Source organism: Vibrio sp. 1557, from assembly GCF_033340175.1.
In the GTDB taxonomy this organism is placed as follows: domain Bacteria; phylum Pseudomonadota; class Gammaproteobacteria; order Enterobacterales; family Vibrionaceae; genus Vibrio; species Vibrio alginolyticus.
Genome location: NZ_JAWOVZ010000001.1, coordinates 147,706 through 172,194 on the forward strand (window position 1 = coordinate 147,706; position 24,489 = coordinate 172,194).

General features: G+C 44.2%; 26 protein-coding genes. 14 read left to right on the plus strand and 12 right to left on the minus strand.

Annotated elements, in window-relative coordinates; all coding sequences use genetic code 11:
• Positions 1-20 precede the first annotated feature (20 nt).
• Positions 21-392 (plus strand): VOC family protein, encoded by a 372-nt coding sequence (locus tag R7070_RS00720; RefSeq protein ID WP_054865462.1) that lies wholly within the window; start codon positions 21-23, stop codon positions 390-392.
• 98 nt (positions 393-490) lie between these two features.
• Here the strand turns inward: R7070_RS00720 and R7070_RS00725 are convergent, their stop codons facing one another.
• Positions 491-712 carry a hypothetical protein gene (locus tag R7070_RS00725; protein ID WP_017635120.1) on the minus strand — a complete coding sequence of 74 codons (222 nt, stop codon included), beginning with the start codon at positions 710-712 and terminating at the stop codon, positions 491-493.
• 122 nt (positions 713-834) lie between these two features.
• Here R7070_RS00725 and R7070_RS00730 point away from each other — a divergent pair, with 122 nt between their 5' ends.
• Complete coding sequence (locus R7070_RS00730) at positions 835-1,362, plus strand: TetR/AcrR family transcriptional regulator (protein ID WP_005373975.1); 528 nt, start codon at positions 835-837, stop codon at positions 1,360-1,362.
• Between the two features lie 44 nt (positions 1,363-1,406).
• Here R7070_RS00730 and R7070_RS00735 read toward each other — a convergent pair whose 3' ends face one another.
• Positions 1,407-2,357 (minus strand): helix-turn-helix domain-containing protein, encoded by a 951-nt coding sequence (locus tag R7070_RS00735; protein ID WP_031781237.1) that lies wholly within the window; start codon positions 2,355-2,357, stop codon positions 1,407-1,409.
• Between the two features lie 184 nt (positions 2,358-2,541).
• Here R7070_RS00735 and R7070_RS00740 point away from each other — a divergent pair, with 184 nt between their 5' ends.
• From R7070_RS00740 to R7070_RS00755, 4 genes are all read left to right on the plus strand, one after another.
• A complete protein-coding gene (locus tag R7070_RS00740; protein WP_025768012.1) occupies positions 2,542-3,954 on the plus strand; it encodes an ethanolamine ammonia-lyase subunit EutB in 1,413 nt (470 codons plus the stop codon).
• Positions 3,947-4,831: an ethanolamine ammonia-lyase subunit EutC gene (gene eutC, locus R7070_RS00745; RefSeq protein ID WP_238844260.1), complete on the plus strand. Its 885-nt coding sequence runs from the start codon at positions 3,947-3,949 to the stop codon at positions 4,829-4,831. The genes R7070_RS00740 and eutC overlap by 8 nt, the downstream gene beginning before the upstream one ends.
• Before the next feature lie 11 nt (positions 4,832-4,842).
• Complete coding sequence (gene eat, locus R7070_RS00750; RefSeq protein ID WP_149192166.1) at positions 4,843-6,246, plus strand: ethanolamine permease; 1,404 nt, start codon at positions 4,843-4,845, stop codon at positions 6,244-6,246.
• 187 nt (positions 6,247-6,433) lie between these two features.
• Entirely contained in the window at positions 6,434-7,489 is a 1,056-nt protein-coding gene (locus R7070_RS00755; protein ID WP_042523324.1) for an NAD(P)H-dependent flavin oxidoreductase, read from the plus strand.
• A gap of 38 nt (positions 7,490-7,527) precedes the next feature.
• Here the strand turns inward: R7070_RS00755 and R7070_RS00760 are convergent, their stop codons facing one another.
• Complete coding sequence (locus R7070_RS00760; RefSeq protein ID WP_005388723.1) at positions 7,528-8,007, minus strand: peptide-methionine (S)-S-oxide reductase; 480 nt, start codon at positions 8,005-8,007, stop codon at positions 7,528-7,530.
• Between the two features lie 217 nt (positions 8,008-8,224).
• Between R7070_RS00760 and R7070_RS00765 the strand changes: the two genes are divergently transcribed.
• Positions 8,225-8,965 carry a DNA-binding transcriptional regulator YciT gene (locus tag R7070_RS00765; protein WP_054865466.1) on the plus strand — a complete coding sequence of 247 codons (741 nt, stop codon included), beginning with the start codon at positions 8,225-8,227 and terminating at the stop codon, positions 8,963-8,965.
• Here the strand turns inward: R7070_RS00765 and R7070_RS00770 are convergent, their stop codons facing one another.
• From R7070_RS00770 to R7070_RS00785, 4 genes are all read right to left on the minus strand, one after another.
• Entirely contained in the window at positions 8,966-9,859 is an 894-nt protein-coding gene (locus tag R7070_RS00770) for a DMT family transporter (protein WP_005373960.1), read from the minus strand. It lies immediately after the preceding gene.
• Between the two features lie 154 nt (positions 9,860-10,013).
• On the minus strand, positions 10,014-10,370 hold the full coding sequence (locus R7070_RS00775) for a VOC family protein (protein ID WP_042523322.1): 357 nt from the start codon (positions 10,368-10,370) through the stop codon (positions 10,014-10,016).
• Between the two features lie 29 nt (positions 10,371-10,399).
• On the minus strand, positions 10,400-11,053 hold the full coding sequence (locus tag R7070_RS00780) for an isochorismatase family protein (protein ID WP_213903201.1): 654 nt from the start codon (positions 11,051-11,053) through the stop codon (positions 10,400-10,402).
• Positions 11,054-11,085: 32 nt separating this feature from the next.
• Positions 11,086-11,811, minus strand: coding sequence for an NUDIX domain-containing protein (locus R7070_RS00785; RefSeq protein ID WP_005373953.1), 726 nt, complete (start codon positions 11,809-11,811; stop codon positions 11,086-11,088).
• A 298-nt stretch (positions 11,812-12,109) separates the two neighbouring features.
• On the opposite strand from R7070_RS00785, the gene pncB reads away from it, so the two are divergent.
• From pncB to R7070_RS00805, 4 genes are all read left to right on the plus strand, one after another.
• On the plus strand, positions 12,110-13,420 hold the full coding sequence (gene pncB / locus R7070_RS00790; RefSeq protein ID WP_005373949.1) for a nicotinate phosphoribosyltransferase: 1,311 nt from the start codon (positions 12,110-12,112) through the stop codon (positions 13,418-13,420).
• A gap of 320 nt (positions 13,421-13,740) precedes the next feature.
• Positions 13,741-14,100, plus strand: coding sequence for a hypothetical protein (locus tag R7070_RS00795; RefSeq protein WP_033906302.1), 360 nt, complete (start codon positions 13,741-13,743; stop codon positions 14,098-14,100).
• Positions 14,101-14,314: 214 nt separating this feature from the next.
• Positions 14,315-14,833 (plus strand): glycine zipper 2TM domain-containing protein, encoded by a 519-nt coding sequence (locus tag R7070_RS00800; protein WP_005373945.1) that lies wholly within the window; start codon positions 14,315-14,317, stop codon positions 14,831-14,833.
• A 170-nt stretch (positions 14,834-15,003) separates the two neighbouring features.
• A complete protein-coding gene (locus R7070_RS00805; RefSeq protein WP_206970406.1) occupies positions 15,004-15,783 on the plus strand; it encodes a methyltransferase domain-containing protein in 780 nt (259 codons plus the stop codon).
• Positions 15,784-15,846: 63 nt separating this feature from the next.
• Here R7070_RS00805 and R7070_RS00810 read toward each other — a convergent pair whose 3' ends face one another.
• Complete coding sequence (locus R7070_RS00810; protein WP_005373940.1) at positions 15,847-16,728, minus strand: DMT family transporter; 882 nt, start codon at positions 16,726-16,728, stop codon at positions 15,847-15,849.
• Between the two features lie 93 nt (positions 16,729-16,821).
• Between R7070_RS00810 and R7070_RS00815 the strand changes: the two genes are divergently transcribed.
• The 3 genes from R7070_RS00815 (at position 16,822) to R7070_RS00825 (ending at position 20,332) form a co-directional block, all read left to right on the plus strand.
• Complete coding sequence (locus tag R7070_RS00815; RefSeq protein WP_206970403.1) at positions 16,822-17,706, plus strand: LysR family transcriptional regulator; 885 nt, start codon at positions 16,822-16,824, stop codon at positions 17,704-17,706.
• Between the two features lie 180 nt (positions 17,707-17,886).
• Positions 17,887-18,501 (plus strand): outer membrane beta-barrel protein, encoded by a 615-nt coding sequence (locus R7070_RS00820; RefSeq protein WP_206970401.1) that lies wholly within the window; start codon positions 17,887-17,889, stop codon positions 18,499-18,501.
• A gap of 160 nt (positions 18,502-18,661) precedes the next feature.
• Positions 18,662-20,332 carry an ABC transporter substrate-binding protein gene (locus tag R7070_RS00825; RefSeq protein WP_238967305.1) on the plus strand — a complete coding sequence of 557 codons (1,671 nt, stop codon included), beginning with the start codon at positions 18,662-18,664 and terminating at the stop codon, positions 20,330-20,332.
• A gap of 75 nt (positions 20,333-20,407) precedes the next feature.
• Here the strand turns inward: R7070_RS00825 and ompV are convergent, their stop codons facing one another.
• From ompV to R7070_RS00845, 4 genes are all read right to left on the minus strand, one after another.
• On the minus strand, positions 20,408-21,184 hold the full coding sequence (gene ompV, locus R7070_RS00830; protein WP_017635134.1) for an outer membrane protein OmpV: 777 nt from the start codon (positions 21,182-21,184) through the stop codon (positions 20,408-20,410).
• Between the two features lie 221 nt (positions 21,185-21,405).
• Positions 21,406-21,939 (minus strand): copper resistance protein NlpE, encoded by a 534-nt coding sequence (locus tag R7070_RS00835; protein WP_005373930.1) that lies wholly within the window; start codon positions 21,937-21,939, stop codon positions 21,406-21,408.
• A gap of 260 nt (positions 21,940-22,199) precedes the next feature.
• Positions 22,200-23,429: a glycine betaine/L-proline ABC transporter ATP-binding protein gene (locus tag R7070_RS00840; protein ID WP_256900364.1), complete on the minus strand. Its 1,230-nt coding sequence runs from the start codon at positions 23,427-23,429 to the stop codon at positions 22,200-22,202.
• Entirely contained in the window at positions 23,422-24,321 is a 900-nt protein-coding gene (locus tag R7070_RS00845) for an ABC transporter permease (protein ID WP_005373926.1), read from the minus strand. Before R7070_RS00845 ends, R7070_RS00840 begins: the two co-directional genes overlap by 8 nt.
• Positions 24,322-24,489: the final 168 nt, after the last annotated feature.

Genomic DNA, 24,489 nt, shown 5'->3' on the forward strand with positions numbered 1-24,489 from the left:
AAAGGCTTAGGAAATTGGAAATGGAAAACCTCAATATTGTTGAAATCAAATCATTTGTTCCGGCGAAAGATTACGCGCTATCAAAACGCTTTTATGAGGCGATTGGCTTTGAAATGGCGTCGGACTTCGGTGATGTAGCATACTTCTCTCAAGGTAGCTGCGCGTTTCTTTTACAGAATTTTTATGAGTCAGAACACGGCAATAACTTCATGATGCACTTGCTCGTAGAAGACGCAGAAAGTTGGCATCAGCACTTATCCAAAGTGGGTCATGAGGAATTTGGTTCGCGTTTGACAGAGCTAGTCGAGCAACCTTGGGGCATGCGCGAATGTTGTTTGTTTGACCCTAGTGGCGTTTTATGGCGAATTGGCCAGAACATGAATACTGACTAAAGCCAGTCTTATTTTCACCGCATCTACGCGCAGGTATTGAGATCTCGATATCTGCGCGTTTTCTTTTTTACTTAGCCTTGCCAACGTTTGTAGCGCACTCACGCCTTTTTCGAGGTGGTGTGCGATGGGCTAACGCCAAAAAACTCCTCAAGCAGCATGGCTTTGAGTTCCGCTCTGACTTCTGCGCCACCGATTAACGCCAAAAGTGCGAGTCCTCCTGGAATAAGGATGACCATTAATATCGGTCTTAAAATATACGAAAAGCAGAAGATGGTCGGGAAGAAAATCAATCCTTGGCCTAGTTTGTTTAATACGTACATGAGCGATTCCTTTTGTATTTATATAAAATGAGCATGCTCAATTTTATAAATGAGCGCGCTCAATTTGTCAATCTCAACCACGCAAGGTATGATCCTTTCAGGCTCATTAAGCAGACACATCAATGACGAAGCGACAACAAACCAGAGATAAAATTCTAAAAGCCGCATGGGCATCTTTTGCTCAAAATGGCTATGACATGACGACCACAAGGCAGATAGCGAGAGAAGCAGGAGTAGCCGATGGCACAGTGTTTAGCCATTTCCCGACTAAACTGTCGATTTTGCGCGAAGGGATGCTGGCGCAACTGCAACAGATCAGTCAAGAAACGCTAGTCAGTGTGGAAGGTAAAACCGATATCGACATTGGTTTGGCGCTGACGGAGAAATACTATCGCTACTATTTTGCGAACGTTGAGCTGAGCCGAGCTTTGTTGAAAGAGGTGATTTGGGATTTGGATTATTATCAGTCGTTTAACCAAGCTTTGTTTCAATCTGTAAACGGAAGCTCCGTCCTTGAGGGAAAAATACCGCTGATTTTTGACTGCTATTTTATGACGTTAATCTCGCACTTGAGCCGTGCAGAACCGGATGTTGAAGCGGCACTTGAAGAGCTTCATGCTAAGTTTCAGCAAATCATTGCGACTGCATAACATGGCCCCAACGCAGGATGTGAAAGAATATACTGCCTGTCATTTTATTTGCTGGACTCCCATTTTCTCGTTTCAGTTGGCGTCTCACCAAATAGCCGCTTGTAGCTTTGACTGAACTGCCCGAGATGGAAAAAACCAAAGTCAAAAGCGATTTCTGCAATTGTTCGATTATCTTCAGGGCTTTGTAGCACTCTACGTACTTGATTTAGGCGCATTCGATGTATGAACTGCTTTGGGGAAGTATTACAGCAATGTTCAAAGGTGTACTGTAGTGTGCGACGACTGACGTGTACTGCGTCACACAGTTCACTGACGGTTATTGGTGTACGGTAGTCTAGATCCTGTAGCTGTTGTTTTATACGCTGCATCACGTGTTGACGATGAGAGATTGATATCGGATGGCTCGTGTGCAGTGAACTGAGTGAGAACAACTCCAGCACAATGTCTTTTAAGATTGCTTGATGTGTGGTTTCAGACCATCTTGGCTCGGCGGAACCAAGTAACGTGCCTAAGTAGTATTTTAGTTGTTGAATGTGTTTTTCCGTCAAACCCGTTAAGTGAAATGTGTTGTTTTGGATACTCCCAAGCTCAAGTTGATTTTCTATGATGTGAACGAAGTTTTTGTCGAGCACTATTCCATAGATAGAAAACTGCTCCGGTGTCATTAACTCAAAATCAGCGCCACCTTGCCTAAGCAAAAGTTGGCTTGAATTAAACTGACTGTGATTTAGGTGTAGCGGCTTATTTTCCGCACTCAAACCCAACCAAATACCTCCCTCTTCAACCCTGCATTGCTGTCTTAGCGAGCGGTTACTGTCTTCACGAAACACATGGAAATTGGGAAATCGTCGTTCTCGAATTTGACCTAAAAATCGACCATCGCTGAGTTGGTCATATTCCTGTTGCCAGTTTATCAGACTCGCAGCTTGTTGGTTTGCATCCTTAGTGTGATGGATGCACAGCATTGGTGCAGTTTGGGGCATTTGGTTACTCATCCTTGTGATGCTCATTCCTTTTTTGTGAGTTATGTTGGAGCAGTATTTACATAACTCATTGTTTATTATTGGTTTATAAATGTTGCCAGTTTTTGATAACGCTACGGAACACATTTGGCAATACTTTCTTAAAGCTTATTGATAGTTCAGCAAAAAGCGAACCAAATAGTGAAGAGGAAGAGCAATGACGGCAACTTATCGTCGGCAACAAGGAAGTAAAGTCTATACCTTTAAGTCATTAGCTGACTTGATGGCGAAAGCGACACCGGAGCGCTCAGGCGATGCGTTAGCCGGGGTTTGTGCTCAGTCAGCGGCAGAACGTGTAGTCGCACAAATGGCGCTGTCTGAGTTACCACTTAAAACTTTTCTTAACGAGGCGGTTATTCCATACGAAAGCGACGATATCACTCGCCTAATTATCGATACGCATGACCTTGAAGCCTTTAAGCCGATTGAGCACTTGACGGTTGGAGATTTTCGAAATTGGCTGCTGAGTGAAGAAGCCGATGGTGAAACGTTGGCTAAAATTCGTCAAGGTTTAACACCAGAAATGGTGGCCGCAGTCAGTAAGATTATGCGCAACCAGGATTTGATTCTCGTTGCTAAAAAATGCCAAGTTGTCACGGCTTTTCGGAATACGATAGGCTTGCCGAGTCGCCTGTCTACTCGCTTACAGCCGAATCATCCCACTGATTCTCTCAACGGTATCGCAGCGACCATTTTTGATGGTCTGATGTACGGAAATGGCGATGCGGTTATCGGTATCAATCCGGCAACAGATAATGTACCTCAAGCTATTAAGTTAATGAACTTAATGGATGAGGTGATTCAACACTATCAAATACCGACTCAGTCTTGTGTGTTAACTCATGTCACGAACACGATCGAAGCCATTGAAATGGGTGCACCAGTCGATCTTGTTTTTCAGTCGATAGGCGGCACGCAAGGGACGAATGATACCTTCGGAATCGACTTGTCGATTTTGAAAGAGGCCCATGAAGCCGCGTTGTCTTTGAATCGAGGTAGCGTAGGAAACAATGTGATGTATTTTGAAACCGGACAAGGTACAGCACTGTCTGCGAATGCATTTCATGGGGTCGATCAGCAGACTTGTGAAGCCCGCGCTTATGCTGTCGCGAAACAGTTCGATCCTTTGTTGGTTAATACTGTCGTTGGGTTTATTGGCCCTGAGTATCTGTTTGATGGCAAACAGATCATTCGTGCTGGGCTTGAAGATCATTTCTGTGGGAAGTTGCTTGGTTTACCTATGGGTTGCGATATCTGTTACACCAATCATGCCTATGCCGATCAGAATGACATGGATAACTTGCTGACACTATTAGGTGTGGCCGAGTGCTCGTTCATCATGGGTATTCCAGGGTCTGATGACATCATGCTCAACTATCAAACTACCTCATTTCACGATGCCCTTTACGCAAGAAAAGTACTCGGTTTGAAGCCAGCACCAGAGTTTGAAAAATGGTTAATGGAGATGCAGATTTTCGAGAGCGTGCAAGACGTTCGGTTAAGTGAGCAAATCTCTCGCTCGTTTTCGGGAGCAATTAACCAACTGAATAAGGGGTATTCTCATGGGTAAAGTAATCACCATTGCTCAGTCCCCACAAGATGAGTCTGGAGTTGTCACACACAACCCTTGGGGCAAGTTACGCGACTTCACCTCTGCTCGGATCGCTCTGGGTCGCAGCGGAAACAGTGTACCAACCAACGAGTTACTCTCATTTCAGCTGGATCATGCCCAAGCTATGGATGCAGTGCATTGCAGTTTGAATATTGAGTCTCTCGTTGCTGGTTTATCGGACTCTTACTCGATTCTTGAAAATACCTTAGAACCTCCAGTGGTAGTGAGCAGTCAAGTGAGTGACCGGCTTATGTACCTGCAAAGGCCCGATCTAGGAAGGCTGCTTGATGAATCTTCTTGGCAAACGCTCAACTTGATAGCAAATGAGCATAACACTGACATTGATCTTGCGATTGTTATTGCTGATGGACTTTCTTCCGTCGCAATTCAAAACCATGCCGTGCCTGTTGTTACTCGATTGATTTCTCTTTTAAGCGCTGATGATGAACATCAATGGAAATTCGCACCTATCACAGTCGTAAAGCAAGGAAGAGTAGCGGTAGGGGATGATGTTGGTGAATGTTTTAACGCCAAGGCCGTGCTGGTTTTAATTGGAGAGAGACCCGGTCTAACTTCTCCGGATAGCATGGGTATGTATCTCACTTGGGGGGCTAAACGAGGCTCTAAAGATTCCCAAAGAAACTGCATTTCCAATGTGCGTCCCCAGGGGCTCAACTATGACGATGCCTGTGAACGCGCATTTTACTTGCTCAAGGAGGCTCGAAAATTACAACTGTCAGGAGTGAATCTGAAAGATCGCTCCGATATCAATGAGCCAAGTGGCGCAAGCGTTGAAGATAAACACAGCGACAACTTTTTAATTTCATCAAAGTAGAAGGATTTACTATGTCTAAACATCAGGAGTACTTGGCCAAAAGGCAGCTAAAAAGAGGCACCGCAGGTTGGATTTTACTTGCTGGCTTAGGTGTCTCGTATGTTATATCTGGTGACTTCGCCGGTTGGAACTTTGGCATCGCTCAAGCAGGATGGGGAGGCTTTCTTATTGCTGCTATCGCGATGGCAGTAATGTATTTCACGCTAGTATTGTCTTTAGCTGAAATGTCTGCGGCTATTCCTGCTGCGGGTGGTGGTTACAGCTTCGCAAGACAGGCGATGGGGCCGACAGGTGGCTTTTTCACTGGCTTATCAGTTTTGATTGAATATGCGCTCGCGCCTGCTGCGATAGTGATTTTTATTGGCTCAGCAGTGAATGAATTGGTTGGTATCGATGGCCCTGTTGTTTACGCACTTTTCTACGCCGTCTTTATCGCTATTCATATGGCAGGGGTTGGCGAAGCTCTCAAAGTAATGATGGTCATCAGCGGTTTGGCTGTGCTAGCTATTCTAATTACTGCTGCTGTGCTTATTGGTCATTTTGATGTTAACAACTTATTCGATATTGCTCCGGCGACGGCTCAGGCAACAGAAATCTTGCCGTTTGGGTGGTATGGCGTATGGGCTGCGTTGCCATTTGCAATGTGGTTGTTTCTTGCGGTTGAAGGTGTGCCTTTAGCGGCAGAGGAGGCAAAAAATCCGGCAAAAGATGTTCCCAAAGGCATCATTGGTGCGATGCTGTTTTTATTGCTAACCGCAACTATCGTAGTCGTCCTTTTGGCTGGTGCGGTTGGCTCAAAGGTCATAGGCGATAGCGCGGTGCCATTAGTTGACGCCCTAAAGCTTACGGGCAATTCAACGGTAGCAATGGCCGTGAACTTACTTGGATTGGCTGGCCTTATCGCTTCTTTCTTTTCAATCATTTATGGTTACAGTCGCTTGGTGTTTGCGCTTTCCCGCGCGGGTTATTTACCGCAAACTTTGTCATTAACCAGTGACAAAAAAGTGCCTTCTCGTGCGCTTTTGGTTCCGGGCGTTTTTGGGTTCTTGGTTTCACTTACGGGTGAGGGGGACTTAATCTTGGCGATGGCTGTTGTCGGTGCGACTGTATCGTACGCATTAATGTCCTTGAGCCATATTTTATTGCGAATTAAACAGCCGGAATTAACTCGTCCATATAAAACGCCTGGTGGGATAATTACTTCGAGTATTTCTCTGGTGCTTTCTTTGATCGCAATGACAGGTGTTTATGCTTTTGATCCCTCAGCCTTTTTCATGACAATGGGATTGTTTCTTATCGGTGGTGTTTATTATGGGTTATACAGCCGCAACAAATTGGTGGCAGCAACCGCCGAGGAAGAGTTTGCCATGCTGTCTGTAGCAGAGCTAGAGCTTGAATCAGATGTCGTACGATAGTCACTTTGATTCTTGTTATTCAGCACATTAAGGGAGCCATAGGCTCCCTTTGTCATTTCTATCAAAAGTGCATAGCGCACAAATGCATCACTTTAACTTTATAAGCGGTTAATCATGTGAAAGTCTAGTCTGGATAACGATGGCGCAGATCCATCACAGGTAAAGGTTAAGTTTTCAAGGAAAGAGCATGATAAACAAGGTATTTAATACACTTTTGGGAACAGAGTTACCGATTATTCAAGCGCCAATGGCCGGTGTGCAAGACAGCCAAATGACCATAGCCGTCAGTAATGTTGGCGGGCTTGGCTCGTTACCTTGTGGAATGCTGAACAAAGACGCCATCGTAAAAGAACTTCAACTTATCAAGCAGGCAACTAACCGACCGTTTAACCTCAATTTCTTTTGCCATGAAATGCCGGAGTATGACGCCAACAAGCACGAAAAGTGGCAAAAAACGCTGCAACCGTATTTTTCCGAGGTTGATGCAACCGTTCAGGCTCAGCCAAACGCTCCGACAAGGATGCCTTTCAATCATGATATTGCTGACGCGATTGAACCATTTGCACCGCCAGTGATCAGTTTCCACTTTGGTTTGCCAGACGATGATCTGTTAGCTCGAATTAGAGGGTGGGGAGGGAAGATCCTTTCGTCAGCGACTACGGTGGACGAAGCACTTTGGCTAGAAGCAAAAGGCGTTGACGGTATTATCGCCCAAGGCTTGGAGGCTGGTGGACACCGAGGTATGTTTTTATCGGATGATTTAACTACTCAATTAAGTTTGATGGCGTTATTACCACAAATCGCCAAACGGGTGAATTTGCCTGTTATTGCTGCAGGCGGAATCGCTGATAGAAGTGGGGTGGAAGCCGCGTTGAGATTAGGAGCGAGTGCCGTTCAAGTTGGCAGCGCCTATTTGTTGTGTGATGAGGCGAAAACATCGTCTTTACATCGATATGCCATTGCCAGTGAACGCGCGCAACATACCGCTGTGACCAATGTTTTCTCGGGCCGACCAGCGAGAGGCATTGTGAATCGCGCGATGTCGGAGCTAGGCTACATCAGTGAGTTTGCGCCGAAATTCCCATACGCCTCCATTGAAATGGCTCAACTAAGAGCGCTTATGGAAAAGCAAAACCGAGATGAATTCACACCGTTGTGGTGCGGACAAAACTCGTCGGGTTGTAAGGAAATATCGGCGGCAGAAATGACATTGTCATTAGTGGAAGGCATCGATTTAAACTGATATGCATCTTGCCTTTTAAAGCGATGCTGACTGAATGGTTACGAGTTATCCCTGTATTTATGTAGTAAATCTAATGGGATGTGGCAGTAATCATTCGGAAAGTTTGTGAGTCTGTCTTGGTGCTCATCATCACTTGGCACATAATTTGTGAGTGGCAGTACTTCTACGGCGATCTTGTCGGCGTCCGGTCGTGCTGCGATAAACGCTTTCGCGATGGTGAGATGCTGTTCGTTTTGGCTATAAACACCAGTACGGTACTTCTCACCTACGTCTTCACCTTGCTTGTTAACGCTGTAAGGGTCGATTATCTCAAACAAATACCCCATTAAAGTTTCAACCGAAACTTGCTCAGCATCGAACTGGGTTTTCACGCACTCTGCGTAGCCATCGTATTCGGATTGAGTGTTATCCGTTGTGCCATTTGCTCGCCCGGCTTCTGTGTTGATTACGCCCGGAAGGTGGCGCATAAATTCTTGCACGCCCCAAAGGCAGCCGCCTGCGAAGTAAATTTCTTCCATTACTTTGATCCTAGTCTCTATCGTTGTTGGGATGTAGGGAGTTAACCCCTCTTCTTCCATCCCATTTTCGTTGCCCTATTATCTGTTGATGGGAGCGATATTCGCAAGGTACAGCTTGGCTAATCAGACCTCGCGTTTTTTCCTTTTTACTTTCAATTTCTTTTCATATGAAACATCAGGTGAGTATACTGTAAGCCCATCAATAAGGAGCGAACCTGTGAACCCAAGACAAAATGAAATCCTGCAATTAGTGAACGACCGTAAACGCGTTCAAGTCACGGAGCTTTCTGATATCATTGGCGTGTCGGGTGTGACCATCAGACAGGATTTGAACTTTCTGGAGCAACAGGGCTACCTAAAGCGCGTTCACGGCGCAGCTACCGCGTTGCAAAGTGATGACATTGATGCCCGCCTAGAAGTACGTTTCGATATTAAACAATCGCTCGCAAACCAAGCTGCGGATTTGGTCGCATCGAATGAGACAGTGCTGATTGAAGGAGGCAGTGCCAATGCGTTGTTGGCTCGGACATTGGCTGAGCGCGGCGATGTGACCATCATTACGCCATCGGCGTATATCGCCCATCTCATCCGTAACACTTCTGCCAACATTATCTTGCTTGGTGGCGTGTATCAGCACCAAGGCGAGAGCTTGGTCGGACCGCTGACTAAGTTGTGTATTGAGAACATTCATTTCAGCACGGCCTTCTTGGGTATTGACGGCTTCCATCAAGACACTGGCTTTACTAGCCGCGACATGATGCGCGCTGAGATCGCAGAAACCATCATTGCGAAAAAAAGGCGCAATATTGTTCTAACGGATTCTAGTAAATTTGGGCAAATTTATCCCTCATCAATTGGTAAGACTGACGAAATATCAGTGCTGCTGACTGACAAAGCCGCTCCGAAAAGCGACCTTGAACAAATCAAAAAGCGAGGTGTGGAAGTTATATTAGGCTGATTAAGCCACGCTTCGTTTTCGCTTCGCGAGCATTGCTGTTGGGGAGAAACCGGTGACTAGCATAGTGCCGCTAAGCACTAGAATTGTTCCTATGATGGTGTTAGAGCCGACGGGCTCATCTAGCACCAAGTAGCCCCATAAGATACCAAAAACAGGAACAAGAAAAGTGACAGTCAGTGCTGACGCTGGGCCGATATCAGAAACTAAGCGGAAATAGAGCAAATAAGCGAACCCTGTGCATACAACGCCGAGCGTGACAACAGAGCTCCATTCGAAATGACTTGGTTCTGCACGCATTGGTAAGAATGGTAGCAGCGGCAGTACCCAAATAACCGCCGCCCACATGCTGCCGTGAGCATTGTCAAAAGCAGGTACTTGTGGCGCATTTTTAGTGTAGTTGGTAGCAATGCCATAGCTGAAAGAAGCCATCAAACTGGCGGCAATAGGGAGCATGGCTTCTTCACCTATGGTTGAAGTATCTAAGCCGACCAAGACTGCAACGCCTCCTATGCCTATTAGCATACCGAGAACAGATTTCGCTGTGAGTGGGCTGCGGTACCAAACAAAGCCAACTAGTGCTCCCCATATTGGGGCGGTTGAGTTCAATATTGCTAAAGTTGATGCATTCAGTGTCTGGGCTGCGTACGCAAAGAGTAAAAATGGAACTGCGCTATTGAATAAGCCAATAATAAAGAAGTGTTTAGTATGCGCAGTTAACGTGAGTTTCTTCTTCAAATATACGGCGATCAATAACAAAGCGACGGCGGCAAATGTAACTCGAAATTCGATTAAGTAAGCCGGCCCGAATGTGTTGGCGGCGACTCGCATAAACAGAAACGAGCCACCCCAAATAGCAGCGAGGCAGAGTAAGCGAAAAAAACTGACGGCAGTCATTTGACATCCTTGGTCGAGGTCTAGCGCCTCATCGATTAATTGTTGCGCTAACAGTGAATTAAACCAAGGATGAGGTCAACCAGAAATGTAATGCCAGTTCCGGATCTGGCTAGCTTGGGATCACGTTGATAGTGTGTTGTTGATTTGTGATGACTTAATGGCTCTCTGACCATACTGCGAATTCATTTCCACTCGGTTCAGTGAAGTGGAATCGACAGCCGCCGGGGAATTCGAAAATAGGGCGGATAATTTTTCCACCATGCTGCTCTACTTTTGTCTGAGTGGCCTGAATGTCTGAGCTATAAAATACTAAAAGTGCGCCACCATTTGCGGTTTGGTTTATAAACTCAGATTTGAAGAATCCGCCATCCAACCCTTGTCCTGAAAATGCAGAATATTCTGGACCATAATCGGTAAAGCTCCAGTCAAAAGCACGCTCAAAAAATTGTTTGGTCGCACTGACATTAGTGGAACCAAATTCAACGTAATTCAATTTTTCATGTTGATGCATGGTGAAATCCTTCTCGGTTACTATCGTTTCTAAGCGAACTTTTCTACGATGATGTCGTCCGCTTTTTCGACAAATAATGCGCCATTATCTCTGAGCTCTGTCAGCACATTCTCTACATTATCAGGCAGCACCGCACGAGTTGAAGCAAGATTAACTACCACATTGTAGCCAAGTTCCAGCGCTTGCATGACGGATTTTTTCACACAAAAGTCTAAGGCAAGGCCACCGATAACTAAGGTATCAATCCCGTTGAACTTTAGAAATTCATGCGCGCCTGTCGTTCTGGTGTCGGCAATATCATGGAAAAAAATACCGTAAGGGTGCGCATCAGGATCCATGCCTTTATTAACTTGAAAATCGTAGTCCAACACGGGTGGTAAACCATCTAGCAGTTCAGCGCCTGTTGTGCCAAGCACACAGTGACGGTTCCACTTTATATCCACATTCGGTAAACCAACGGGCTCAAGCATATTGGATGGCGATTCTGCATCCCACTTTGCTTTTGGTGGGTGTAAGTCACGACTGACCAGTTTTAATCGGCCTTTGGCATGATTACTCAGAAGCTCCGGTACGATTTCCAACGCACCTGCAACGGGCAGTTCATTTGGACATAACTCACTAAAGCCTTTCTCTGGATCAACGTCGATCACTGCTGTAGTTTGATAGTTTACTCGAACAGTCATGGCAGACTCCTTGTCTGTCTGATTGTCTGCGTTTATCCACGCAAACAGTTTTGAAAAAAGGTTACTTCGTCGCTAGTCAGCGTATATACCATTGCGGGTTTTCCACCTTTACCTTTGTTGGTAGAAGCGACTTTATTAGTGGGTTTTAGTACGCCCGAATCTATCAAGCGGCGCTTAATCGTCATTCGGCTGATATCAATACCAAACTCTTGATAAGCAGAAATGATGTCCGCAACCAAAAACTCTTTGTCTAATGCAAACAAAAGAACCGATGTGTATTCAATGGATGCACGAAGCTTTTGCCACGCTTTTTCAATGGTTTTTTGATGATCAAATGCGAGGGTTTCTTCTCCATTGAGAATAGCCTGTAGCGAAAACCATTTAAGTTGGCATTCCGGTACACCTGCATTATTTATTTGCTCTACATTGTTACGATCAACTAAGGCGTAGTGCGTAATGTTTAAGCTCCAGTCTTCTGGATCGCGCTTTGGATCACCGTCGATAAATGCTTCGCTAAAATGGCGAGGGTAGGTATGGATTTTCTCACGGCAAATTCGGCGACGCGCCGCTTCAAAGTTTTCATCGGCCGGGCGTCCGCCTTCACTGGTTAAGTCTTTATCAAAGACAAATCCGCCCGGTAGTGCCCAGACTCCATGGTATGGCCGATTTGGATTTGAACGTTTAATCAACAACACTTCCAATCCCTTATCGGCACAGCCAGATAGCCTGAATGGAATAATGTCGACAGATACGATCATGGTTGGGTCCTAATATTGATTTGTAAGTAATCTAGCGCATAACAAGTGGTCAATCAATGGGTAAGTAACGAGTTGTTAGAAACGTTTTTGGTAGTGTTCGTAATACGGTTTGAGCATAAATTTACGGATGACTCTGACTTATTCACAATGCTTGCTCGAATTCTAGACAAAAAAACCTTATAAAAATGAGTGGTTAGTAACAAAAGTTGACAAACTATAGATGGGTGTTTATTGTTTACGCAAATTAGTTAGTAACAAAAAGTTATATACCCAGGAAGGGCATGTAGAAGGGCACCTAATGACCACCAAACTATTTTCTTCCCGCATCATTCAAAGCGCTTTGGATTTCGATGTCTACAAAGTCAATATGATGAGTGCTGTAACAGCGCTTTACCCTGATGCGATGGTGTCATATAAGTTTATCGTGCGCAGTGAGGAAGACCTCTCTGAGCTTTTGCCTGAGGTAAAAGCCGAAGTCCTTAAACTGCAAGATATTCAATTTACGCAAGAAGAAATTGAATATATTAAGCGTGTCGCGCCTTACCTGAATCCTGACTTTGTTGATGCACTGCGCCATTTCCGTTTCAACCCACAAAGTGATGTCTCTTTCCATAATAAAGCCATGGCTGATGGCTCAAGCCAGTTAAGAATTACCATTAACGGTTTGTGGCGAGATACCATCTTGTACGAAACGATCATCATGAGTATCGTGTCTGAAGTTCGTAGCCGTCAGCGTTGGTCAGATATCCCTGTTGCGCAATTTACCACTGTTTTAGAAGAGAAAGTTCGGCACCTAAAGTCGGAACTAAAACGTCGTAAAATCACTAACTTTAAATTTTCTGACATGTCGACGCGTCGACGTTTTTCCTTCCAAGCTCAGCGCACTATGCTGGAATATTTGTGCCAGGAAGTGCCGGAATGTTTGACAGGAACAAGTAACTATCACTTAGCAAAAGAGCTAAACTTGACGCCTATCGGCACCGTTGCTCATGAATGGTTTATGGGACACCAAGCTCTGGTGAATGTGCGAGATTCGCAAAAAGTGGCGTTGCAACGTTGGCAAAAAATGTTTAATGGTGCACTAGGTATTGCGTTAACCGATACGATTGGTATCGATGCTTTCCTTAAAGACTTTGATGAAGAACTAAGTAACGCATACTTCGGTGTACGTCACGATAGTGGTTGCCCTTATAGCTGGGGTGAAAAAATGATTGCACACTACCAGTCGCTGAATATAGACCCATTAACAAAAACACTGGTGTTTACCGACGGACTTAACTTCGAACAAGCGTTAGATATTTGCGAGTATTTCCAAGGACGTATTCAGGTGAGTTTTGGTATCGGTACTTTTCTTGCCAATGATATGGGTGATTATGTCAATAAAGATGGTGAAGCCTACCAGCCACTTTCTATCGTGATAAAAATGGTCACGTGCAATGGTTCACCGGTCGCCAAAATCAGTGACGAACCTGAGAAAGCCATGTGTGAAGATATCTTCTTTTTGATGAATCTCAAGCGCCGCTTTGAACAACCTCTTGATTTAAATGAGTGTCGTAAAATGATTGATCGTTTAGAAACTGAAGGTCAAAATTATCTCATCGACGCGTAGGCGTTATCCTCTCTCCATGATAAGCACCCTCTATCGTTACGACAAATTTATATAGGTAAACGTGGAGGGTGATTTCGTTATAGTAATATACAGAAGTAACCAGATACAGCGCAGGAAAGCACTCAAAAGTTGATGTGTTATCTGCCTTTGATTGGTGTAAATCGATACGTTACAGCATCGTGGACGGTGTATCTCATCCGACACTAAACTCAGTCTAATCACGTAGTTTATTCCCACGTACCATGAGCTCACTCGGGTATAGACGTCTATCTGCTTTTATGACTTTGGGCTTCACGTAGTTGCTTGAATCAGGAGTCAAAATGAACCTAGTAGTACATTTGCAAAAGAAAGCGATCCGAAAATATGGCTATGAGATGGCCACTCGCCAAGCATGGAAGTGTGGTATCAAGGCAAATCTTGTAAAGCGCGTGATTGGCCTTTTTAAAGGACAAATTGTTTGTGTGGTTGAAGGTTGCCGAGCAGAGTTTTCTTCTCCTCTTAATAACCCCCTTCACGAAGATGGCAAGCAGGGGCGATATGTGTTTGTTGGCGGTGTATGCTGGGAACCAAATAACATTATAGCGCCTGGTTTCCCTGATTTTATGTTTATGCACGTGCGTAATCTAAGCCACCGTCATAAGTATTTAACGGATGACGAACTATTTTTGAGCTTGGCTTAAAAATAAATCTCATAGACTAGTCCAGCCCAATCATAATCAGTAGTGATACAGTTTTAGCTCTGTTGACATTCTGCTGAGTGTTTCTTGACGTATCTCTTATAAAACAGTGTTTCTTTACTTGTTAATAACAGAGGGTTTGTTTTCGTCTGATGTGATTTCCCTTTTGCGATTTACCATAACGCTCATCAAAGCAAACCATACTGGGATGTAAATCATGAATATGAAATCTATCGCAATTGCAACGGCAGTTGTTGCTGTACTAGCAGGCTGTAAAGACAAAACGCCACCAGCTCCAACTCAAGCAAACATTACTTTGGTTGAAGCGGTGACTGAAACGGTGAAAAAGCCGCACCAAGTATGTAAAGACGTGGTAGTAACCGAGCAAGTTGCCCCTGCGGATGACAATAAAATTATTGGTACGGTTGGTGGCGCAGCAGCTGGAGCAGCGCTGGGCAACCAAATCGGTGGTGGCTCAGGTAAAGTGATTGCAACTGCAGCTGGTACGATTGCTGGTGCACTGACAGGTCGTAAGATCCAGGAGAATGTGCAAAAAGGTGATGTAGTAACAACGACGAAAAAACAGTGTCATACAGAATATACGACATCTGATAAAGTAGTGGGTTACGACGTCACTTACGAAGTTTCAGGTGCACCAACGACGGTTCGTTTGGCGAGCAAGCCAGCGACAAAAACGTTCCCAATTCAAGATGGTAACGTTGTTCTACCACAATAGTTAGCGACTTAACCGAAGCGATTAACAAGCCCTTTTATCTTTGAGATGAAAGGGCTTTTTCACATAAGCGGCGTTTTCATCTGTTTTCCCATTGGAATGTGCGGCCAGAAATACCCGTTAATTTCCGCGTTCGATACAATCACTTTTCTAAAAGTACGAACGGAAAAAACATGGAAGATTTTTACCTGACCGAGCACGGTCTGGCTGGTTATTTCGAAGCTCAATGGTTCGACAAGTTCATTGAGGATCAACAGATTGAGATGATAACCAGTCGCTCAAAACAAGTCCCACTTTCTTTTTTGTCATCACCTCACTGCTCCCAAGTTGCTGATTTTATTGCGCAGGCGGTAATCGAAATCAGCGTTCAGCCGTGTTCCCTACTTGAGGTTGGGGCGGCGCTGGGAAGAAATTATTATGAGTTAGTGCAACGCTTACCTAACCTTAAAGAAGCGACGCTTGTGGAGCCTTCAAATAGGTTAATGGATGGCTTGAAGCAACTATTAATAGAAGAACAATGCGTCGAGCTTACTTACCTTCACGATGTGAACACCTTAAACACTTTAGAGGTAGAGAATAGAGATATCGTACAGAAATGTGCTCATGTTGATTTGACGCTAATTAACCAGCCTTTTGAGCTCGATACTCTCCAATCTCGCTTTGATTTAGTCGTATGTTTAAATGTGATTGATCAATGTGAGTCGCCACTTAGCGTGATCAATGCTCTAAAAAAAACCACCAAGGTGGGTGGGCTGATCGTTGTCTCTTGCACTTATCAGTGGAACGCGAAACACATCAACAATAAAGAAGAGGCGGTTGATGATATCAAAGAATACTTTGCTGAAGGCTGGCGTCTAGTGTCGGAAGCCGAGCATGAATATCGTATCCGGTTTAATGATCGCTTTGCAAGGCAGTTTTTATCTCACGTAGTCGCTTACGTAAAAACCGATTAGAGCCACATAAAAAAACCGAGCACTTACGGCTCGGTTTTTTAGTCTTTGGGTTAGAGCACAACTTTAAGTAACGTGCGCTTCTTGTTGCTCTTGCAACTTTTTCTTACGACGTTCTCGTTTAGAAAGCCAAACCAGAGGCACAACAATCATAATGGTTCCTATTGCCATAAATATGTCTGGCACTTCTCCAAACCAAATCAATCCCACAAACACGGCACCAATTAAGCCACTGTATTCAGCGCTGGCAATTTTGTTGCTATCGATCGAGCGGTAAGCGATGACACATGTTGCTGCATAAATCATGATGAACAGACTTGAGCCAGCAGCAACAGGGAAAGCACTCCAGTCCCAAGGTTCTGCTTCGATCAGAACAAGCAAGAAGGCTACTGGAATACCTGCCAAGTTTGTCATCAATAACGTTTGCATCACAGACTGATTTTTTGGCAGTTTTCGAATGAGCAAGTTATTGATTGCTAAAGTAATTGCAACAACTAAAGCTGAAATGGCTGCCCAATCGATTTGGTCTGGACGAATGATGACCAATACACCGGCAAAGCCCATTATCGCTGCGGCGACCGATTGCTTAGACAACTGTTCTCCAAAAAAGATTGCTGCAAGCGGCAACATGATCAATGGCGCGGCGTAAAAGATCGCGTTCGCAGTTGCGAGCGGTAAAGATGAGATCGCCAAAACCATGAATATTGCACCAAGTAACCATACGTGAGCGCGAACAGCATGCCACTTAAACCCTTCAAGAAAAGGCGCATTTTTTGTTAGCAAGTAGACTGGCAGCAGGAAAAGCACCGCTGAAATTTGTCGGAAAAAGACAAATTGAAAAATAGGCACTTCATTTCCGACACTTTTAATTAAAGAGTCCGAAAGCACCGCAATGAGATTTCCAACAATTAATAGCAGCATCGCTGCTCCGACCGATGTAACTTTCACTTTTTCCTCTCCTCTTTCTTTGCCAAAGAGTAGGTGATGTCATAGGATGAAGTGAAGTGATATTTATTAGTTTAAGTATGAGATTTTTAGATAATGAAATTGCCACCACTCAGAGCGGTTCACTGTTTTGAATCTGTTGCCAGAAACTCTAGCTTTTCGCTTGCTGCTGAAGAACTCAATGTGACGCAAAGTGCCGTTAGCCACCAGATACGATTATTAGAAGATTATTTGGGTGAATCATTATTTATCCGTCAAGGCAGAAAGCTCTCTTTGTCCGATACGGGCACCCGCTATTTAGAGGATATCAGCCCAGCAATTAGCTCAATTGCGATGGCCAGCCAAAAGGTGCGAGAAGGGGACAAAGGCAGCATACGGTTGGCGATTTATAGCTCGCTTGCCGTAAAGTGGCTTATTCCGCGTTTGTCTGATTTTAAGCGCTTACATCCAGAAATCGATCTGACACTCAATATGGTCGTTGGTGATCCTGAACAGACAGACAGCGTTGGCGATTGTTTTATCACGGTAGAGAAGCCAAAGCGAAACTACATGTCGGTAAAGTTATACGCGGAGACGTTGTATCCGGTCTGCAGCCATAAAATTTGGAAAGAGTTGCAAGATCAACCTATTCCAGAAGCGCTTTGGCGATACCCTATTTTGTCGACAGACTCAATTTATCGAGAGAGAGGAAAAGATTGGGCTGAGTGGTGCAGAGCGGGCGGTTACACCTTGCCGAAAGATGTCGATGTTCAACATTTTAGTCATATGTTGTTGGCAATAGAGGCGGCGCGTTATGACCAAGGCATCGCATTTGCGAATGATTTTATGCTCAATGAAAGAGATAAAGCGCACGATTTGGTGTACATCCCTTCTCATGGATTGGAAACCGGCGACAGCTTTTATTTTATTCATAAAAAGAGTAGAGCCAAGCAAACGGAAATCATCAAACTCACTAACTGGTTGAAGCAGCAATGCTTGTGAAATGACTAAATTGTCAAAATTAAGAAAGAAAGTGGCAAAGTTGTGTCTAAATATTTCATGTTTTATTGAGTTTTTATTCATTAACATCCACTTGGTTTTGAAACCAAGTGAAATGGATAGCATGGCATGCTTAAGGATGGGCAAAACACAACCTCAATAATTAACAGGCAGTGAAATACAATGTTTAAAAAAACATGGCTAATGACAGCCCTTCTAGCAACATGTTCTGTTGCAAACGCAGCTCCTTACGTTGGTGCATCTGTAGGTCAAGCATCGTTTGGTGATGTTAATGGCTCTATCAATGGTGGTGGTACTAACGCTAGCACTAAACTTAAACTTGAAGATGACTCAAGCCTTTCAGGCAAAGTATTCGGTGGTTACAAATTCAACGAATACATTTCTCTAGAAGCAGCCATTGGTGGCTACGATGCTTTAGACGGCAAAGTTGTTACTGTTGGTGATATGAAGTATCTATCGATTCAGCCAAAAGCGACTCTACCGATTGGCGATCGTTTCAACCTTTTTGCTAAAGCTGGTCTTTCTTACTTCAATGCTGAATTCAAAATTAGCAACTCTGTGATTGACGGTAGCGCAGGCCATACCACCATTTCTGACAGCACTGTAACAGGCATGTACGGTTTAGGCGCAGAGTTCGCTATTACTGAAAGCTTTGCTCTACAAGTTGAATGGGAATACATGATGCCTGAGCTAGACATTGCGAAATTTGGCAATGAAAAAGTAACGGTTGATGCAGACATCAATGTATTCTCTGTAGGTATGAGCTACCGTTTCTAAGAATACTTATTCAAGTTACCTCTTGGCTTAGTAAACGTTTTTGACTTCTGTTGGTCGAGCTGAGTCCAAGCTTTGAATTTGTTTAGATATAGCACAGGAAGTTTAGTTGCTAAGCGTCCTGTGCTATTTTTTTGCTTTGGAATAACTCTTAGGAATCTTTGTGAACGATGTCAATCTTAGGTATCTGGATCTACTGTTAAAGCACTTTGAACCTCACCAGTATCACCTTGTTACGCTTTCTGAGCTAGAAGCGGTGATTTGCACGTCGAGGCGCAATGTTTCTATTGTGATGAAAAAGCTTGCCACTTACGATTGGGTCGATTGGCAACCTGCGATTGGCCGAAGTAACGCTAGCCGTCTCAGTATTAATATTTCCCTCCAACAAGCGATGACCGAGTTTTTGGTTGAGGAGCTTGGCAGAGGAAGAATGAACTCAATAACGAAACTTATTGATTGGTTCGGTCAAACCGCGGTTAGAGCACTAACCATCGCTTCTGAAAAAGTGAATCGATTGAATGAATCAAATAACGCTATTTTGATTTCTTCTTACCCTTGGGTATCCAAAATCGACCCTGCGAATACTTACCGTCACACTGAATTACACGTCGCGAAAAGCGTTTATGACGTATTGCTGACCCAAAATTCCAATGGTGGTATCGAGCCATCGTTAGCACACGAATGGAAAATGGAAGGCAAGGTAATGACGTTATGGTTGCGGCCAGGCATATATCGCCATGATGGCGAGCCCCTTAACATACAGGATGTGGTTTGGAGTATAGAAAGACTTAGGGAGATAAAAGGACCAGTTCACGAGCTCTGGCAATGCATTGATAGCGTGGTTGCAGAAACATCTAACTGCTTAAAAATTATATTGAAGCATCCGAACAAGTTGTTTCCATACATGCTAGCAACTCCTCATGCGTCTATTCTGTGTCGAGATGTCGTCTCTTTCGGTTCTAGTTATTCCTACCACATAGGGACTGGGCCATTTAAAATCAGCGGCTGGAACCAGGAGAGTATGACTCTTGAAGCGCACAAAGAGTATTTTTCAGCACGCGCATTGTTAGATCAAATAACGCTGTCTCATGGTGATGTTAAAACCTTAAATATGTTGAGCTTTAACCAAAGCTCCGATCACGTTGAAGTGGAAAAAATTAGCGCATTTTCATATCTGACCTACCGCGAACGCGTGGAATCCCAACTCACAAAAGAGACCTGGTATCAACTCGCTGATTACATCCATGTGCAAAAGCGAATTTATGATGCGCCAAGTGCCGTTGACAGCATTCAGTTAGAGACTCATGAGCAAGATTTATCAATAACAGATGGTGGTGTGATACCTAAACTGAAAGGTAAAGTGGTATTAGCTGAACCTGTTTGGACGATACCGAGTCTAATTCGCCATTCCGAATGGTTGCACAGTGTGATTCGTGCAACGGGATTGGAGTTGGAGATCGTCGTTATTGATGACATTAGTTTTCCTGAGGTAGTGTCTCACCAAGCAGATTTGCTCTTCATTGAGGAAGTCATGGAAGCACCATTTGAATATGGCATCTTCGAATGGCTGTCGATAGCAACTGGACTGCGTTTTAGTTTTTTTGATCAAAGCCAGATGTTAAGCCATAGAGAAAAGGTTCGCAGGGCGATGGCAGATGATCACTCGCTACAGTCTTTATTAAACCTAGAGAAAGCGCTGCGCGATCAGTACCTATATTTGCCTTTGTTTGTTGGCTACGAAGAAGTGACAAAAACACAGCAAGTGCGAGGTGTGCAGGTGAAGAATACAGGCTATAGCGACTTACATAGGTTATGGATTGCTCATTCACACTAGAGTCTGTGTTCAAGATTATGCAAATGTCCAACGCATAAAGCCATCGAAATGATGGCTTTATAAGGGCGTATCGGATTAGAAGTTGTACGACACACTTGCGCCAACAACCCATTGGTTTGCACTATCAACGATAGAAGAGTCGCTGATACCGCTGCCTAGGCGCGTGTATTGTGTCATTTGGCTTACTTGCCAGTTGTCGTTGATTGGCATAACAAGTTTGTAGCCCACACCATAGCTTACCGTTGAATCACCTTTGTATGCTTTGCGGTTTGCGTTTGCTTCGCGTTGTTTTACACCAAAGTAGTAATCTACGTAGTCTTCACTTTGATAAGTTAGGTTAGCAAAAGGAACAAAATCAACACTACCGAATTTCATGATGTGGAAGTAAGTCGCGCCCGCTAAGTAACCTTTATAAGCACCACTGATATCGTGCTGAAGGTACGTAGAAATGACGTTGTTTTGATCCAGTGTAAAGTCTGCGTTTAAACCTAGATCGACGGCGAAACGGCGTTTATCTGTGCCTTTCAGGCTTTTCGCTGTATCACCGTCGCGCATTACACCGCTACCTACAAGGTAGGCACTCATGTTGATTAACTCATTGGTGTTACCGAAGAAGCGGTAGTTAATGCCACTTAGGTCGGCATTAAAGTCGTCACCATGGTAACCACCGTTGAGAATTGGTGCTGTATTATGCTTTTGATCTTTGAAAAGATCGCTGCCTTGAGCCACACCAGCTTCTACGTTCCAACCGCCTTCGTTGTTGTAGATATTACCGTTACGAATGTAAGTATCGCCAGCGAAAGCTGAGCCAGCAGCTGTCAAAGTAAGTAGTGCAATTAATGTTTTTTTCATCATTTTTCCGAGTTGTTCTGTTTTGTTTTGAACACTGTACAAAATGATGTTGTAAGCATCTATCGGCAAAGCGTATGGAAATGTAATGAATAATCAGGGTAAGAAGCGGAATGTTGCTTCAGAATAGAAAGGTTGCTGGAATAGCGTTCGTTAAAATAACAAAAAATCCGAGCTGGGGTGGCTCGGATTTGGGATATTTATCAGGTATTGATACTAACTTCTTACTGTTTCGTTAAGTTGTATAGTGGTGCTAGGTCACCCGTTACTTTTTCGCCATTCATGTCTAGCTTCATAAGTACGTTTTCACCAACAAAGTATTGGTTTGGTGCATCTTCATTTGTCAACGTTACGATGCTGCCATTTGCGTCCCAAGTGAATTGACCTTCAGATTTTGATTGACCGTCTTCTTTGTCTTGGTAGCTTTCTTCAAGTACGTAAGTGCCATCTTGATTTAGTGTGATGGTCATATCGATACCAGCACAATCCGCGCAAGGTAGTGTTCCTTTGTAGGTGCCGTTCCAGTCCAGAGCACTTTGTGCGTTGTGTTCAGAGTCTACAAATGTCTCTTCAGTAATTACCTGTTCTTCTTCTACTGGTAACGTGTCAATTGTCTCAGTCGTAACGTCTGCACTGGTGGTGACTTCAGTTTCCGTTGCCTGAGGTACTTCAACTGCGCTTGTTTCGGCAGGTTTCTCATCTTGACAGCCTGCAAGAATGATTACCGCGCCTGTTAGTGCCAACATTGTCTTTTTCATTTTATCCCTCTTTAAATCAAGATTTTGTATGAGAGTAATAGTAGACATTTATCGAGGATTTGCGTCATCAAAAAGCAATAGAATGATCTAACTATGTCAATAAAACCGGATATGAGCATGAAATTGTCAGGAAAATCAGAACAATGTAAATGTTGCTTTGGGTATCAAGCTTGAGCCCACAGACAAATATCTAAAAGGGGAGTGGGAGCGAGTTAATTGATAACAGCCCACATTATTGTGAGTTGTATTATCAACATCATCTAAGAAACGTTATTGAAGCTTGAGCGTGAAGTGCCTCGTTTTGTGCTTCGTTGATCAGAAAACAGCTCCGCAATAACCTGACGATTTAATTCGCCTTTCAAATTGCCGTGCTTATCGATGACGGGCAGTGAATATTCACACGACATGACTTCAGTCAGCACTTGCTCAATGGCTAAATGTGGAGAGATGATAGGCACCTCTTCATAGATATCATCACGCCAATCTGATAGGTGAGTTAACTTCGCTGCGTTTAGCAATCCTTGCTGTGTTATCACGCCTTGATAGCCTGCATTGGTCTCATGGTAGGCATAATCACGTTTAACACGTTTCATTTCACTCAGCGCATCTTCAATGGTTTCAGCGCGAACACAGTACGAAGGTGGCTGCATCAGCGTTTCGACCGTCAGTGCTCGCGCTCTATTGACGTCTTTTACAAAGGCTTCAACGTACTCATCGGCAGGATGCAGTAAGATTTCGTCTGGTGAACCTTGTTGGACAAGTTCACCGTCTTTAAGAATCGCGATGCGATCGCCAAGTCGAAGCGCTTCATCTAAATCATGAGTAATGAAAATAATGGTTTTGTGCAGCTTCTGTTGCAGCTCTACCAACTGATCTTGCATTTCGCTCCGAATCAGAGGGTCCAATGCTGAAAAAGCCTCGTCCATCAACAGTATTTCGGCGTCGGTAGCCAGTGCCCGTGCAAGGCCCACACGCTGTTGCTGTCCACCCGATAGTTGAGCAGGATACTGGTGCTTATAACCCGTCAGTCCAACGGTTTCTAACCATTCATTTGCTTTTTCTAAGCGCGCCTCTTTATTCATTCCCTGAACTTCCAAACCATATGCGATGTTGTCGATAACAGTGCGATGAGGCAGCAAACCAAAGCGCTGGAACACCATAGACATCTTGTGACGGCGAAACTGTTCAAGCTCTTTGTTCGAAAGTTGCATGACATCCACCCCTTCTACCAAAATCTGCCCCATGGTTGGATCGATTAATCGGTTGAAGTGGCGAATCATGGTGGATTTTCCAGAACCGGATAATCCCATAATGACAAAAATTTCACCCTTTTGAATTTGCAGGTTGATGTCTTTTAGTCCGACCGTGTGGCCCGTTTCCGTTAAAACCTGCTCTTTACTATGTCCCAACTTAACGCGCTCAATCACGCTATTGGGTCTGGTACCGAAGATTTTATACAGACCGCTGATTTCGATAAGTGGACTAGTCATGTTTTGAGTCTCCTAAATGAGCTTGAGTGCGTTTCGCATACGCTTGTGAAGCACGATCAAAAAGGATTGCTAGGGCGACAATTGCTAAACCATTGAGAAGACCAAGAGTGAAATATTGATTGGTAATAGACTTTAGAACAGGCTGACCTAAACCTTTTACCCCAATCATTGATGCGATGACCACCATTGACAGTGCCATCATGATCGTTTGGTTAATTCCCGCCATGATGGTTGGCATTGCAAGCGGAAGCTGAACCCCAAAAAGCCGTTGCCGAGTGCTGGCACCAAATGCGGTTGCGGCTTCCAATACTTCTTTATCAACTAGACGAATGCCCAAATTGGTTAAACGAATAACCGGTGGAATCGCGTAGATCACTACTGCGATAAGGCCAGGAATTTTCCCGATGCCCAATAACATCACAACTGGAATGAGATACACAAATGCCGGCATGGTTTGCATGACGTCGAGTAATGGTGTTACCACCGACTGAATGCGATTAGAGCGCGCCATAGCGATGCCTATAGGGATACCAAGTGCGATGGCAAGCATAGTACATACAGTGATGATACTGAGCGTACGCATAGTGTCTTCCCACATTCCAAAATAGCCAATCAGAATCAGCGAACCAAAACATGCAGCGGCCAGTTTCCAAGAGCGGCTGGCGGCATAAACGAGAGTGGTGCAGACACCTAAAATAATGAACCAAGGTGTAGAAATCAGAAGTTTTTCAAACCAGACAAGAAACGCAAGGAGTGGATCAAACAGAGACTCAATGAGTTCACCATACTCGCGAGAGAAATCTCTGTAGGCGCCGTCGAGTGTTTTGCGAATCGCCCTGAGATCAGAGGCATCCATTTCCGGGAATTCGCTGAGCCAATTTGAGTCAGACATATGTACTTCCTTTTTCTGATATACCTAAGCGCTCTCAAGAAACTTAATTTGGCAAGAAGAGTAGGGCACCTAGGCCAAGTAATGGTCGTTCGACAGGTTCTGTATCGAAAGTATTACCCTTTAAGCTCAGGCCAATGTCGTCAAACTTCTCTTTTTCGTTCCTTAGGT

Coding starts and splice junctions, on each gene's coding strand:
- eat (WP_149192166.1), top strand. CDS start 4,843: ATGTCTAAACATCAGGAGTACTTGGCCAAAAGGCAGCTAAAAAGAGGC.
- R7070_RS00780 (WP_213903201.1), bottom strand. CDS start 11,053: ATGACTGTTCGAGTAAACTATCAAACTACAGCAGTGATCGACGTTGAT.
- R7070_RS00735 (WP_031781237.1), bottom strand. CDS start 2,357: ATGAGTAACCAAATGCCCCAAACTGCACCAATGCTGTGCATCCATCAC.
- ompV (WP_017635134.1), bottom strand. CDS start 21,184: ATGAAAAAAACATTAATTGCACTACTTACTTTGACAGCTGCTGGCTCA.
- R7070_RS00725 (WP_017635120.1), bottom strand. CDS start 712: ATGTACGTATTAAACAAACTAGGCCAAGGATTGATTTTCTTCCCGACC.
- R7070_RS00795 (WP_033906302.1), top strand. CDS start 13,741: ATGAACCTAGTAGTACATTTGCAAAAGAAAGCGATCCGAAAATATGGC.
- R7070_RS00845 (WP_005373926.1), bottom strand. CDS start 24,321: ATGTCTGACTCAAATTGGCTCAGCGAATTCCCGGAAATGGATGCCTCT.
- R7070_RS00785 (WP_005373953.1), bottom strand. CDS start 11,811: ATGATCGTATCTGTCGACATTATTCCATTCAGGCTATCTGGCTGTGCC.
- R7070_RS00760 (WP_005388723.1), bottom strand. CDS start 8,007: ATGGAAGAAATTTACTTCGCAGGCGGCTGCCTTTGGGGCGTGCAAGAA.
- R7070_RS00835 (WP_005373930.1), bottom strand. CDS start 21,939: ATGAAAAAGACAATGTTGGCACTAACAGGCGCGGTAATCATTCTTGCA.
- R7070_RS00820 (WP_206970401.1), top strand. CDS start 17,887: ATGTTTAAAAAAACATGGCTAATGACAGCCCTTCTAGCAACATGTTCT.
- R7070_RS00775 (WP_042523322.1), bottom strand. CDS start 10,370: ATGCATCAACATGAAAAATTGAATTACGTTGAATTTGGTTCCACTAAT.
- R7070_RS00815 (WP_206970403.1), top strand. CDS start 16,822: ATGAAATTGCCACCACTCAGAGCGGTTCACTGTTTTGAATCTGTTGCC.
- R7070_RS00755 (WP_042523324.1), top strand. CDS start 6,434: ATGATAAACAAGGTATTTAATACACTTTTGGGAACAGAGTTACCGATT.
- eutC (WP_238844260.1), top strand. CDS start 3,947: ATGGGTAAAGTAATCACCATTGCTCAGTCCCCACAAGATGAGTCTGGA.
- R7070_RS00840 (WP_256900364.1), bottom strand. CDS start 23,429: ATGACTAGTCCACTTATCGAAATCAGCGGTCTGTATAAAATCTTCGGT.
- R7070_RS00720 (WP_054865462.1), top strand. CDS start 21: ATGGAAAACCTCAATATTGTTGAAATCAAATCATTTGTTCCGGCGAAA.
- R7070_RS00800 (WP_005373945.1), top strand. CDS start 14,315: ATGAATATGAAATCTATCGCAATTGCAACGGCAGTTGTTGCTGTACTA.
- R7070_RS00740 (WP_025768012.1), top strand. CDS start 2,542: ATGACGGCAACTTATCGTCGGCAACAAGGAAGTAAAGTCTATACCTTT.
- R7070_RS00770 (WP_005373960.1), bottom strand. CDS start 9,859: ATGACTGCCGTCAGTTTTTTTCGCTTACTCTGCCTCGCTGCTATTTGG.
- R7070_RS00805 (WP_206970406.1), top strand. CDS start 15,004: ATGGAAGATTTTTACCTGACCGAGCACGGTCTGGCTGGTTATTTCGAA.
- pncB (WP_005373949.1), top strand. CDS start 12,110: ATGACCACCAAACTATTTTCTTCCCGCATCATTCAAAGCGCTTTGGAT.
- R7070_RS00730 (WP_005373975.1), top strand. CDS start 835: ATGACGAAGCGACAACAAACCAGAGATAAAATTCTAAAAGCCGCATGG.